Genomic DNA, 12,295 nt, shown 5'->3' on the forward strand with positions numbered 1-12,295 from the left:
TCACCTGGAAAGACGGCCCTCGCGCAGCGTGAGCCAGGCGCCAAGCGCGCCGCAGACGGCGACCAGCGCCATGCCCAGCAGCGACCAGCCGTCCGGTACGTGCGAGAAGACCAGCCAGCCGCCGAGCATGGCGAAGCCGATCTGGCCGTAGAGGTAAGGCGTCAGCGTGGCGGCCGGCGCACGCGAGTAGCCCAGGATTAGCAGGAAATGGCCGACGGTGGCCATCATGCCCATGAGCAGCAGCCCGGCCCACAGCCGCCAATCCGGCAACTGCACCCAGACGAAGGGCAGCGGGATGGAGGCCGCCAGCGTGCCGATCCAGCCGGTGTACAGGTGGGTGGTCAGCGGTGCATCGGTGCGCGCGAGCTTGCTGGTCAGCACCTGGAACCAGGCGTTGGTCGCCACCAGGGCCAGCGGCAGCAGCAGCCGCCAGTCGAAGGCTTCGTCGCCGGGCCGGATGATGACCATCGTGCCGACGAAGCCGCCGATCACCAGCGCCCAGCGCTGCGGCGACACACGTTCGCCCAGCGTGCGCGCGGCCAGCAAGGTGATGACCAGCGGCGTGATCATGACGATGGCCGTGAACTCGCCGACCGGCATGGTCTTGAGGCTCAGGAAGGCCAGCAGGCTGCTGGTGAGCAGCAGCACCCCGCGCAGCAGCTGGAAGCGCGGATGGGCCGTGCGCAGCATCTTCAGGCCCTGGCGCGGCAGCACGATGGCCGTGGTGGCGATGGCCTGGAATGCGTAGCGGAACCACAGGCCCATCAGCAGCGGCACGGTCACGGTGACGGCCTTGGTGGTGGTGTCCAGCACAGCGAAGCAGGCGACGGCGCACAGCACCAGCGCAATGCCGCCCAATGGCGAGGCGGGCGGTGCGGCCGGACTCACTGGATGCGGTCCGCCAGCAGCTCCCAGACGGGGGTCAGGTCGCCCGGCAGGTAGGGCAGCGCCCCCAGGTCGCAATGGCTCTCGCCCGGGCTGTGGAAGTCGCTGCCGCGCGAGGCCGCGAGGCCGAACTCGCGTGCCACGCCCGCGTACTCCACGTACTCGGCTGGCGTGTGGCTGCCGGTCACGACTTCGACGCCGCGGCCGCCGTGGGCCTTGAACTCGCTGAACAGCGCGTATTCCTCGGTGGCGTTGAACTTGTAGCGGCCCGGATGGGCGATCACGGCGATGCCGCCACACTGGGTGATCCAGGTGACGGCGTCCCTGAGGTTGGCCCAGCGGTGCGGCACGTAGCCGGGCTTGCCTTCGGTGAGGTACTTGCGGAACACCTCGGGCGTGTCCTTGCAGTGGCCGGCCTCGACCAGGAAGCGCGCGAAGTGGGTGCGCGAGATCAGTGCCGGGTTGCCGACGAACTTGAGCGCGCCCTCGTAGGCCCCGACGATGCCGACCTTGGCCAGGCCCTCGGCCATCTCCCGCGCGCGCGGGCCACGGCCGTCGCGCGTGTCGGCCAGGCCCTGCTGCATGCGCGGGTCTTCGGCGTCGAAGCCCAGGCCCACGATGTGCACGGTCTCGCCCGCGAAGGTGACGGAGATCTCGGCGCCAGTCAGGTAGCGCATGCCATGGGCCTTGGCCGCGGCCGCGGCGCGCTGCTGGCCGCCGATCTCGTCGTGGTCCGTCAGGGCCCACAGTTCGACGCCGTTGGCGCTTGCGCGCTGCGCCAGCTCCTCCGGGGTCAGCGTGCCGTCGGAGACGACGGAATGGCAATGCAGGTCGGCGTTGAGGATGGAAGGCACGGCGGGCATTCTAGGTGGACCCTCCATTCTCGAAGGTCGCCCCGGCGGCAGTGGCCGCCCAAAAAACAAAACCCGCTCGGTGGAGCGGGTTCGTGGAGGGTGCTGCGGGCCGGAGCCCAGCCATCACTTCAGCTTGATTTCCTTGTACTCGACGTGCTTGCGAGCCTTGGGATCGAACTTGGTGATCAGCATCTTCTCGGGCATGAGCTTCTTGTTCTTGGTCGTGGTGTAGAAGTGACCGGTGCCGGCAGTAGATTCCAGCTTGATCTTCTCGCGTCCGCCTTTGGTAGCCATGGTGATTCCCCTTCGCTTAAGCTGCTTGGCCGCGTGCGCGCAGGTCTGCGAGCACAGCGTCGATGCCGTTCTTGTCGATCAGGCGCAGGCCGGCGTTGGAGATGCGCAGGCGCACCCAACGGTTCTCGGTCTCCACCCAGAAGCGGCGGTATTGCAGGTTCGGCAGGAACCGGCGCTTGGTCTTGTTGTTGGCGTGGGAAACATTGTTCCCGACCATCGGGCCCTTGCCCGTGACTTCACATACGCGTGACATGGGTCACTTCCTCGTAATGACAGCTGGCACCATGCCGCGCGGAAGACGCGGCCGGGTGTTTTGCAGCTTGACCTCGCCAAGAAGCAGGTGGCGGTTTCCTGTCGTTTGCCGGGCGATTCCGGCAAAGCCCGCGATTATAGCCGCGTTTACTCCTGCTCCAGGAAGCGCTGGGCGTCGAGCGCCGCCATGCAGCCGGTGCCGGCGCTCGTGATGGCCTGGCGGTAGATGTGGTCCTGCACGTCGCCCGCGGCAAAGACGCCGGGCACGCTGGTCATGGTGGCCATGCCTTTCAGGCCCGACTGGGTCACGATGTAGCCGTCCTTCATCTCCAGCTGGCCCTGGAAGATCTCGGTGTTGGGCCGGTGGCCGATGGCGATGAAGCAGCCCTTGAGGTCGATGTCCTTGGTGGAGCCATCGCGCTGGTCCTTCAGGCGGATGCCGGTGACGCCGCTGGCGTCTCCCTTGACCTCGTCCAGCGTCTGGAACAGCTGCAGCTCGATCTTGCCTTCCTTGACCTTCTCCGCGACCTTGTCGACCAGGATGGGTTCGGCGCGGAACTTGTCGCGGCGGTGCACCAGCGTCACCTTGCGTGCGATGTTGGACAGGTACAGCGCTTCCTCGACGGCGGTGTTGCCGCCGCCCACCACGCAGACCTCCTGGTCGCGGTAGAAGAAGCCGTCGCAGGTGGCGCAGGCCGAGACGCCCTTGCCCATGAAGGCCTCTTCCGAAGGCAGGCCCAGGTACTGGGCCGAGGCGCCGGTGGCGATGATCAGCGCATCGCAGGTGTAGGTGCCGCTGTCGCCCGTCAACCGGAACGGGCGCTGGCTGAGGTCGACCTTGTTGATGTGGTCGAACACGATCTCGGTGTTGAAGCGCTCCGCATGCTCCAAGAAGCGCTGCATCAGCTCGGGGCCTTGTACACCATGCACGTCGGCGGGCCAGTTGTCGACTTCGGTGGTGGTCATGAGCTGACCGCCCTGGGCGATGCCGGTGATCAGCAAGGGTTTCAGATTGGCGCGTGCCGCGTAGACAGCGGCGGTATATCCCGCGGGACCCGAGCCCAGGATCAGGACTTTGGCGTGTTTTTCAGTCGACATCAGCGGTTCTTTCGAGCGGAATTTGCACACATAGTGTGTACAGGTGAGGTGTTTTCCCACAGAATCAAGCGAGGGCGCCTGCCCGCGCCGCAGGGTGTGGATTTTGCCCTTGATCGCCATTTGCTCTGCAGAGCGGGGGTCAACCAACAACAAGGAGTCATGGTCGTGTCGATGCTGTCGAATCTGGAGTTGCTGTTGCGCGTGCCCCTGTTCTCCATGCTGAGCGGAGAGCAGGCCAATCTGGTGGCGCAGGCGGTCAGCAAGCGGCGCGTCAAGCGCGGCGAGACCATCGTCGAGCAGGGCCGCAAGACCAATGCGCTGTTCATCCTGCTGAGTGGCCGCTGCCGCGTGGTGACCACCGATTCGCGTGGCCGCGAGGTCATCATCGCCACGCTGCGGCCGGCCGACTGTATTGGCGAGATGAGCCTGATCGACAGCGAGCCGCACTCGGCCACGGTGCTGGCCGAGGTGCAGACCGATGTGCTGGTGCTGGGTCGCGCCGAGTTCGACCGCTGCGTGGCCGACAACCCGCAGATGGCGCGCGCCGTGATGACGGGCCTGGTCAAGCGCCTGCGCCGCGCCGACCAGAAGATCGAATCGCTGGCCCTGATGGACGTGTACGGCCGCGTCGCCCATGCGCTGCTGGAGCAGGCCAGCACCGATGCGGCCGGCGTGCTGCAGATCCGCGACAAGATTTCGCGCCAGGACATCGCCAAGATGGTGGGCGCCTCGCGTGAGATGGTCAGCCGGGTGATGAAGGACCTCGAAGAGCGCGGCTACATCGAGACGCAGGAAAGCGGCGCCATCCACATCAAGGAACGGCTGACCAGCCTGGCCTGAGTCCGGAGGGCATCGGGTAAGCTTGCGCGCTGCCCCCATGACCTATTCGCTCAATACCCTCAATTCATCACAGGGCGCGGAGCCGCCGCGCTCGGGCATCGTCCGTTTCGCGCGCGAGTTCAGCCTGCTGCTGGGCCTCTTGGCCCTGTCGTTCTGGTTCATCGCTCTGATCAGCTACTCGCCGCAGGATGCGGCCTGGTCCACCTCTGGAGGGCCGGGCGGCACGCGCAACTGGGGCGGCCGGCTCGGCGCCCTGGTGGCCGATCTCAGTTACTTCGCCCTGGGCTACTCGGTCTGGTGGTGCGTCGCCGCTGGCGTGCGGTCCTGGCTGACCCACCTGGCGCGCTGGATGCGTGGTGCCCAGCCGCCGCGCCGCGCCGTCGGCGGGGGCCTGCTGGGCTTTTACATCGGCTTGGCGGTGCTGCTGCTGGCCAGCTGCGTGCTGGAGTGGTCGCGCCTGTACCGGCTGGAACCCGGCCTGCCCGGCGATGCCGGCGGCGTGCTGGGTTACCTGGTCGGTCCGCTGGCCACCAAGTGGCTGGGCTTCGCTGGCTCCGGCCTGATCGCCATCGTGGCCGGCATCATCGGCGTGGCGGCGGTGTTCCGCTTCTCCTGGGCCCAGGTGGCCGAGCGCGTCGGCGCGCGGGTGCATGCGCTGGTCGAACTGCGCCGCGAAAAGCGCGAGGCCGCCGAAGACCGTGCGCTGGGCAAGCAGGCCGTGCGCGAACGCGCCGAGGGCACGCTGGACCCGGTGGAGGCGCTCGAAGACCGCATTGAAGCCGGCGAGGAGCCGCCGCGACTGGTGCGCACGCCCAAGCCGGCCAAGCCCCCGGTGGTCATCGAGCCGCAGACACTGGCCGAGCCGCCGCCCAGCGCGCGCGTGGTCAAGGAGCGCCAGAAGCCCTTGTTCATCGAGATGCCCGATTCGCGCCTGCCGCAGGTCGACCTGCTGGACGCCGCGCAGCAGCGCCAGGAGACCGTCTCGCACGACACGCTGGAAATGACCAGCCGCATGATCGAGAAGAAGCTCAAGGACTTCGGCGTCGACGTGACCGTGGTGCTGGCCTCGCCGGGCCCCGTCATCACGCGCTACGAGATCGAGCCGGCCACGGGCGTCAAGGGTTCGCAGATCGTGGGCCTGGCCAAGGACCTGGCGCGCTCGCTGTCGCTGGTGTCGATCCGCGTGGTCGAGACCATCCCCGGCAAGAACTACATGGCGCTGGAATTGCCCAACGCCAAGCGCCAGTCGATCAAGCTGTCCGAGATCCTGGGCTCGCAGGTCTACCACGAGGCCAAGTCCATGCTGACCATGGGCCTGGGCAAGGACATCGTCGGCAACCCCATCGTGGCCGACCTGGCCAAGATGCCGCACGTGCTGGTGGCCGGCACCACGGGTTCGGGCAAGTCGGTCGGCATCAACGCGATGATCCTGTCGCTCTTGTACAAGGCCGAGGCGCGCGATGTGCGCCTGTTGATGATCGACCCCAAGATGCTGGAAATGTCGGTCTACGAAGGCATTCCGCACCTGTTGGCGCCCGTGGTCACCGACATGAAGCAGGCCGCCCATGGCCTGAACTGGTGCGTGGCCGAGATGGAGCGCCGCTACAAGCTCATGAGCAAGCTGGGCGTGCGCAACCTGGCCGGCTACAACACCAAGATCGACGAGGCCATGGCGCGCGAGGAGTTCATCTACAACCCCTTCAGCCTGACGCCGGACGATCCCGAGCCGCTCAAGCGCGAGCCGCACATCGTGGTCATCATCGACGAGCTGGCCGACCTCATGATGGTGGTCGGCAAGAAGATCGAGGAACTCATCGCACGCCTGGCGCAGAAGGCGCGCGCGGCCGGCATCCACCTGATCCTGGCCACGCAGCGGCCCAGCGTGGACGTGATCACGGGCCTGATCAAGGCCAATATCCCGACCCGCATCGCGTTCTCGGTGGGTTCGAAGATCGACAGCCGCACCATCCTGGACCAGATGGGCGCCGAGGCGCTGCTGGGCATGGGCGACATGCTCTACATGGCCAGCGGCACCGGCCTGCCGATCCGCGTGCACGGCGCCTTCGTCAGCGACGAGGAAGTGCACCGCGTGGTGGCCTACCTCAAGAGCCAAGGCGAGCCCGACTACATCGAAGGCGTGCTCGAGGGCGGCACCATCGACGGCGAGAGCACCGACTATGGTGGCGAGGGCGGAGATGGCGGCGAGAAGGACCCGATGTACGACCAGGCCGTGGAGGTCGTGCTCAAGCACCGCAAGCCCAGCATCTCGCTGGTGCAGCGCCACCTCAAGATCGGCTACAACCGCGCCGCGCGCCTGGTCGAGGACATGGAGAAGGCCGGGCTGGTCAGCTCCATGAGCGGCAGCGGGCAGCGCGAGATCCTCGTGCCCGAGCGCGCCGAATGAACCAAGTGCGCACTGGCCGACTCCCAGACTCCATGCCATTCAAACCCCTGCGGACCCTGGCCATCGGCGGTCTGCTCGCATTGGGCCTGTCCGCCGTCCACGCCGACGCGCTCGACAGCCTCGAAGCCTTCGTCAAGACCGTCAAGAGCGGCCGCGCGGCCTTCACGCAGACCGTCACCTCGCCGCCGCGCGAAGGCCAGGCGGCCCGCAGCAAGACCTCCAGCGGCAGCTTCGCGTTCCAGCGGCCGAGCCGTTTTCGCTTCGACTACACCAAGCCCTTCGAGCAGACCATCGTGGCCGACGGCCAGACGCTGTGGATGCACGATGTGGACCTGAACCAGGTCACGGCGCGCAAGCAGGCCGATGTGCTGGGCTCCACGCCGGCCGCGCTCGTGGCGGCCGCCCCCGACCTGGCCGCGCTGCGCACCGACTTCGACCTGAAGGCCGCGCCCGACAGGGATGGCCTGCAGTGGGTCGAGGCCACGCCCAAGGCCAAGGACGGCCAGTTGTCGTCCGTGCGCGTGGGCCTCAAGCCCGGCGACAAGGGGCCCGAGCTGGCCGCGCTCGAGATCGCCGACAGCTTCGGCCAGCGCTCCGTGCTGCGCTTCACACAGGTCGAGATCAACCCGGCGCTGCCGGCCAGCAGCTTCCAGTTCAAGCCGCCGGCCGGTGCCGACGTGCTGCGCCAGTAGACCGATGCAGCGGCGCCTGGCTTTGCCGCTGCTGCTGGCCACCTTGCTGGCAGCCTGCGGCACGACGCCGCCGCGCGGGCGCCAGCCCGCCGAGAGCCGCCTGTCGTCCGACGCCGCAAGCGATGTGGCCGTCCACGCGCTCGGACTGGTCGGCACGCCCTACCGCTACGGCGGAAACACACCCGATGGCGGCTTCGACTGCAGCGGCCTGATCGGCTACGTCTACCGCCACGGCATGATGCCCGTGCTGGCGCCGCGCACGGTGGCGCAGCTGGCCGGCTGGGGTGCCGAAGTGGACCGCAGCATCCTGCGCACCGGCGACCTGGTGGTGTTCGGCGCGCGTGCCACGCATGCCGGCATCTATGTGGGCGAAGGCCGCTTCGTGCACGCGCCGTCCACGGGCGGCACGGTGCGGCTGGACCGGTTGGACGGGCCCCACTGGTCGCGCCAGCCCGTCGCTTTCCGCCGGCCTTGATCCTGCGCGCTCAGCTGCGCGTGACCCGGTCCAGCAGGCTGTACCAGGCCACGCCCGCTGCGATGTAGAAGCGCTGCCAGCGGTGCATGGGGATGGGCGTGATCGGTGTGACCGGAAACGGAAAGTCCGCACCGGCCTGGACCAGCCGCGCTGCCAGGTGCTTGCCCATGCTGGTGGCCAGGGCCACGCCGCGGCCGTTGTAGCCGAGGGCGATGCTCAACCCCGGCGCCGGCTCGTGCACATGCGGCATGAAGTCGCGCGTGACGGCAATGCGGCCGGCCCAGCGGTAGGCGTAGTCGACCGGCCCCAACTGGGGGTAAAGCAGCTGCAGCGAGCGGTCCAGGTGGGCGAAATCGGCTGGCCCCCGTGGGTCGGCGAAGTGCCCGCGCCCGCCCATCAGCAGCCGGCCCGCGGCGTCGCGGCGGAAGTACAGCAGCAGGCGCTGCGAGGTCGAGACCGTTTCGCCGCCAGCCAGGATGCTGCGCGCCGCCTCGCCCTGCAGCGGTTGCGTGGCGACGATGAAACTGTTGGCCGTGAGCACGGTCTGCCGCAGCCCCGGCCACAGCGCCGCGGTGTAGCCGTTGGTGGCGATGACCACGCGGTCTGCGTCCACCACGGCACCGCTGGCGGTGGTTGCGCGCCAGCGCTGCCCGCTGCGCTGCAGCTGCACCACCTGAGTGCTGCCATGCACCATGGCGCCGGCCGCCTGCGCGGCACGCACCAGGCCGCGCGCATAGGCCAGCGGCTGGATCGCGCCGGCCCGGCCGTCCAGCCAGCCGCCGGCGAAGGCGTTGCTGCCCAGGCGCTGCGCCAGCGCGCCGCGCGCCAGCATCTGCACCGGCTCGCCGCGCGCTGTCCATTGGCGCGCGCGCGCGTGCATGGCCGCCACCGCCTCGTCGGTGTAGCCCACCTGCAGCCAGCCCTGGCGCACCGGTTGGCAGTCGATGCGGTGGCGGGCGATCAGGTCGAACACCAGGTCGGCCGAGCGCGCGACGGCCTGCACCAGCGCCTCCCCGCGTTCGGGGCCGTACAGGCGCAGCAGGTCCTGCGGGTCGTGCTTGAGCGTGGGGTTGACTTGGCCGCCATTGCGCCCGGAGGCCCCCCACCCCGGCTCCTGTGCCTCCAGCACGCGCACGGCGACACCGGCCTCGGCCAGGTGCAGGGCGGTCGACAGGCCGGTGTAGCCGCCGCCGACCACCAGCACGTCGGTGCGCACGCTGTCGGCGAGCGCGGGCGTGGGTGGGGCCGGCGGTGCGGTCGCGGCCCACAGCGATGGCGGCAGGGGCTGGGCGCCGGTGGCAGCCTCGCGCGGGCCGGACAGTGCAGGCTTCGTCATCCCACGGCCTCGCCGCCCTTGAGAACACGCCGCAGGAAGTCCTGCGTGCGCGGCTGCCGCGGTGCGCCGAGCACCTGCTCGGCCGAGCCTTCCTCGACGATCACGCCGCCATGCAGGAAGCAGACGCGGTCGGCCACCTCGCGCGCAAACCCCATCTCGTGCGTGACCACCACCATGGTCATGCCCTCGTCGGCCAGCGTGCGCATGACGCCCAGCACGTCGCCGACCAGTTCCGGGTCGAGTGCCGAGGTCGGCTCGTCGAACAGCATGGCCTCCGGACGCATCGCCAGCGCCCGGGCGATCGCCACGCGCTGCTGCTGACCGCCGGACAACTGGGCCGGATACGCCGCCGCTTTGTCCGACAGGCCCACCTTCTCCAGCAGCGCCAGCGCTGCCTCGCGCGCCTTGCGCGGGTCCTCGCGTCGGACGTGGACCGGCCCCTCCATCACGTTGGCCAGCACGTCGCGGTGCGGGAACAGGTTGAAGCGCTGGAACACCATGCCCATGCGGCTGCGCAGCGCGTGGATGCCCTTGCTGTCGCGGTCCACCGGCTGGCCGAAGGCCGTGATGCGGCCGCTTTCGTAGGATTCCAGTCCGTTGATGCAGCGCAGCACCGTGGACTTGCCCGAGCCCGAGGGTCCGATCAGGCACACCACCTCGCCGGCATCCACATGCAGGCTCACGCCACGCAACACCTCGTGTGCGCCGTAGCGCTTGTGCAGCTGGTCGATGCGGATCATCGCTTTCTCCCCGCGCCCAGGCGTGCTTCGAGCTGGCGCAGGGCCCACACCAGCGGCAGGCTCATTAGCAGGTAGAGCAGGGCCACCAGCGTGTAGACCGTCATGTTCTGGAAGGTGGAGGCGGCGATGAGCTGGCCGGCGCGCGTCATCTCCGCCACCGTGATGGTGGAGACCAGCGAGGAGTCCTTGAGCATCATCACCAGCGTGTTGCCGTAGGGCGGCAGCGCGATGCGGAAGGCCTGCGGCAGGATCACGCGGCGCATCACCATGGCCGAGCGCATGCCCATGGCCTGCGCAGCCTCGCGCTGCCCCGGCTCCACCGCCTCGATGCCGGCGCGGAAGTTCTCGGCCTGGTAGGCCGAGTACGCGATGCCCAGGCCGATCACGCCGGCCTGGAAGGCCGTGAGCTGGATGCCCAGGTCGGGCAGCACGAAATAGATGTAGAACAGCTGCACGATGATCGGCAGGCCGCGGATCAGATTCACCACCGTGGCGCCGAACCAGGCCACGGGGCGGTAGGGCGAGAGCTTGAGCAGCGCCAGCGCCAGCCCGAGCACGCTGCTCAGCAGAAAGGCCAGCACGGTCACCTGCACCGTGACCACCGCCCCCTGCAGCAGGATGGGCAGGAAGTCGCGGGCGTGCTGGAGGAAGGTCGGGGCATTCATGGCAGAACCTGCAGGCCGCGGCTCAGATGCCCCACTTCTTGACGATGGCGGCCAGCGTGCCGTCGGCCTTGACCGCGGCGATGGCCTTGTTCAGGCTGGCCAGCAATTCGGCGTCGCCCTTGCGCACCACCAGGCAGACATCGCCCACGTTCACGGGCTGGTAGCCGGCGACGAGCTTGATGCCCTTGAAGGTGTTCTGCTGGATCTGGTAGGCCATGATGGGCTGGTCGCCCAGGCCCGCCTTGATGCGGCCCAGCGCGAGGTCGCGCGTCATGTCGGCCACCGAGTCGTAGCTGCGCACCTCCTTGAAGATGCCCTTCTTGTTCAGCATGTCCAGGAACACGGTGCCGACCTGGGCACCGACGATCTCGCCTTTGAGCTCGTCCAGCGAGGTGTAGGCCTTGGGGTCCTCGGCCTTGACGATGAGGCCTTCGCCGTAGGAGTACACCGGGCTGCTGAAGTCCACCACCTCGGCGCGCGCCGCGGTCTTGAGCATGGCCGCGGAGATCACGTCGATCTTGTTGCCGGTGAGCGAGGGGATCAGCGCGGAGAACACCGTCTGCTGCACCTCGACCTGGTAGCCGGCTGCCTTGGCCACCGCCGTGGCGGTGTCCACCATCATGCCCTGGATGGTGTTGGACTTGACGTCCAGGAAGGTGAACGGAATGCCGGTCGCCGTGGCGCCGATCTTCAGCGTCCTGGCCCCCTGGGCATGGGCCAGGGGGGCCAGGGGAGCCAATGCGGTGGCGCAGGCGGCGAGTGCGAAGCGGCGGGTGAACGATGGCATGGTGAAACTCCTTCTGGACGGCGGAATACAGGAACCACAATGGGGCACGCAAGCGTGATGAAATTGCTCCATGCAACACGCATGCAACAAAATGATTTAACAACATCTCTTGTTGAATCTGATATGGTGACAAGCACCACTTGCAAATCGATATGCGATTTTTAGGACGAGAGCATCCATGACGGAGATTCCTCCCGGCGAAGAGCGCCACCTGTTGTTCAACCAATCGGTCGAGAAGGGCCTGGCGGTGCTGCGGGCCTTCAATGCCCAGCGCCGCACCATGCATCTGGCCGAGATCGCCGAAGCCGCCGGCATCAACAAGAGTTCGGCGCAGCGCATGGTCTTCACCTTCGAGCAGCTGGGCTACATCCGCAAGCATCCGGCCACGCGGCGCTACCAGCTCACGCCGCGGGCCATGGAGATCGGCTTCGCCTACCTGGCGGCCAATGCGCTGATCGACGCGGCCAATCCGTTCCTGGCCGAACTGGCCAAGCTCTCGGCCGAGACCTGCAACCTGACCGAGCCCGACGGGCTGGACATGGTCTACGTGGCGCGCTTCGTGAGCGCCCAGTCGGTGCCGGTGCACATGCCCATCGGCAGCCGCATCCCGATGTACTGCGCCGCCTCGGGGCGGGCCTGGCTTAGCGCGCTGCCCGAGGACGAGGCGCGCGCGCTGGTGCAGCGCTCCGACCGGGTGGCGCACACCGCCGCCACCAAAACCCAGGTGGACGACATCATGGACGCGGTGCGCCAGGCCCGCGAACGCGGTTACGCCACCAACCAGGAGGAGCTGTACCTGGGCGACATGACACTGGCCGCGCCGGTGCTCGGCGCGCGCGGGCGGCCGGTGGCCGCCGTGCACGTGGTGGCGCCCACCAGCCGCTGGACCATGGAGGAGGCCAGGCAGCGGCTGGCGCCGGCACTGCTGCAGTGCGCGCGCGCGGTGTCGAGTTCGGCGCGGCTGATCGACTGA

14 protein-coding genes are annotated in these 12,295 nt (G+C 68.3%); 5 read left to right on the forward strand and 9 right to left on the reverse strand.

Going from position 1 to position 12,295, the window contains the following annotated elements; genetic code table 11:
* From ASF45_RS31205 to trxB, 5 genes are all read right to left on the reverse strand, one after another.
* A complete protein-coding gene (locus ASF45_RS31205) occupies nucleotides 1-888 on the reverse strand; it encodes a DMT family transporter (RefSeq protein WP_235581083.1) in 888 nt (295 codons plus the stop codon).
* Nucleotides 885-1,739: a 3',5'-nucleoside bisphosphate phosphatase gene (locus tag ASF45_RS31210; RefSeq protein WP_056672913.1), complete on the reverse strand. Its 855-nt coding sequence runs from the start codon at nucleotides 1,737-1,739 to the stop codon at nucleotides 885-887. The genes ASF45_RS31205 and ASF45_RS31210 overlap by 4 nt, the downstream gene beginning before the upstream one ends.
* Nucleotides 1,740-1,862: 123 nt before the next feature.
* A complete protein-coding gene (gene rpmG, locus ASF45_RS31215; protein ID WP_056672770.1) occupies nucleotides 1,863-2,033 on the reverse strand; it encodes a 50S ribosomal protein L33 in 171 nt (56 codons plus the stop codon).
* A gap of 16 nt (nucleotides 2,034-2,049) precedes the next feature.
* Nucleotides 2,050-2,286 (reverse strand): 50S ribosomal protein L28, encoded by a 237-nt coding sequence (gene rpmB / locus ASF45_RS31220; protein WP_056672771.1) that lies wholly within the window; start codon nucleotides 2,284-2,286, stop codon nucleotides 2,050-2,052.
* Between the two features lie 146 nt (nucleotides 2,287-2,432).
* Nucleotides 2,433-3,383: a thioredoxin-disulfide reductase gene (trxB, locus tag ASF45_RS31225; RefSeq protein ID WP_056672772.1), complete on the reverse strand. Its 951-nt coding sequence runs from the start codon at nucleotides 3,381-3,383 to the stop codon at nucleotides 2,433-2,435.
* Nucleotides 3,384-3,542: 159 nt separating this feature from the next.
* Here trxB and ASF45_RS31230 point away from each other — a divergent pair, with 159 nt between their 5' ends.
* The 4 genes from ASF45_RS31230 to ASF45_RS31245 are packed head-to-tail and all read left to right on the forward strand — an operon-like array spanning nucleotide 3,543 to nucleotide 7,794.
* On the forward strand, nucleotides 3,543-4,223 hold the full coding sequence (locus ASF45_RS31230; protein WP_056672773.1) for a Crp/Fnr family transcriptional regulator: 681 nt from the start codon (nucleotides 3,543-3,545) through the stop codon (nucleotides 4,221-4,223).
* A 37-nt stretch (nucleotides 4,224-4,260) separates the two neighbouring features.
* Complete coding sequence (locus tag ASF45_RS36990; protein WP_056672774.1) at nucleotides 4,261-6,627, forward strand: DNA translocase FtsK; 2,367 nt, start codon at nucleotides 4,261-4,263, stop codon at nucleotides 6,625-6,627.
* 32 nt (nucleotides 6,628-6,659) lie between these two features.
* Nucleotides 6,660-7,319, forward strand: coding sequence for an outer membrane lipoprotein chaperone LolA (gene lolA, locus ASF45_RS31240; protein ID WP_082551378.1), 660 nt, complete (start codon nucleotides 6,660-6,662; stop codon nucleotides 7,317-7,319).
* A gap of 4 nt (nucleotides 7,320-7,323) precedes the next feature.
* Nucleotides 7,324-7,794, forward strand: coding sequence for a C40 family peptidase (locus tag ASF45_RS31245; protein ID WP_056672775.1), 471 nt, complete (start codon nucleotides 7,324-7,326; stop codon nucleotides 7,792-7,794).
* A gap of 10 nt (nucleotides 7,795-7,804) precedes the next feature.
* Here the strand turns inward: ASF45_RS31245 and ASF45_RS31250 are convergent, their stop codons facing one another.
* From ASF45_RS31250 to ASF45_RS31265, 4 genes are read right to left on the reverse strand one after another with little or no spacing between them, the layout of a single operon-like run.
* Nucleotides 7,805-9,130: an FAD-binding oxidoreductase gene (locus tag ASF45_RS31250; RefSeq protein WP_056672776.1), complete on the reverse strand. Its 1,326-nt coding sequence runs from the start codon at nucleotides 9,128-9,130 to the stop codon at nucleotides 7,805-7,807.
* Nucleotides 9,127-9,870 carry an amino acid ABC transporter ATP-binding protein gene (locus ASF45_RS31255; RefSeq protein ID WP_056672777.1) on the reverse strand — a complete coding sequence of 248 codons (744 nt, stop codon included), beginning with the start codon at nucleotides 9,868-9,870 and terminating at the stop codon, nucleotides 9,127-9,129. The genes ASF45_RS31250 and ASF45_RS31255 overlap by 4 nt, the downstream gene beginning before the upstream one ends.
* Complete coding sequence (gene ehuD / locus ASF45_RS31260) at nucleotides 9,867-10,535, reverse strand: ectoine/hydroxyectoine ABC transporter permease subunit EhuD (protein WP_056672778.1); 669 nt, start codon at nucleotides 10,533-10,535, stop codon at nucleotides 9,867-9,869. Before ehuD ends, ASF45_RS31255 begins: the two co-directional genes overlap by 4 nt.
* A gap of 22 nt (nucleotides 10,536-10,557) precedes the next feature.
* The gene (locus ASF45_RS31265; RefSeq protein WP_056672779.1) at nucleotides 10,558-11,322 is read right to left on the reverse strand and encodes an ABC transporter substrate-binding protein; all 765 of its coding nucleotides are present in this window, start codon (nucleotides 11,320-11,322) and stop codon (nucleotides 10,558-10,560) included.
* A gap of 178 nt (nucleotides 11,323-11,500) precedes the next feature.
* On the opposite strand from ASF45_RS31265, the gene ASF45_RS31270 reads away from it, so the two are divergent.
* Nucleotides 11,501-12,295 (forward strand): IclR family transcriptional regulator, encoded by a 795-nt coding sequence (locus tag ASF45_RS31270; RefSeq protein ID WP_056672780.1) that lies wholly within the window; start codon nucleotides 11,501-11,503, stop codon nucleotides 12,293-12,295.

The sequence above is a fragment of the Pseudorhodoferax sp. Leaf265 genome (genome assembly GCF_001422365.1).
Taxonomy (GTDB): Bacteria; Pseudomonadota; Gammaproteobacteria; order Burkholderiales; family Burkholderiaceae_C; genus Pseudorhodoferax.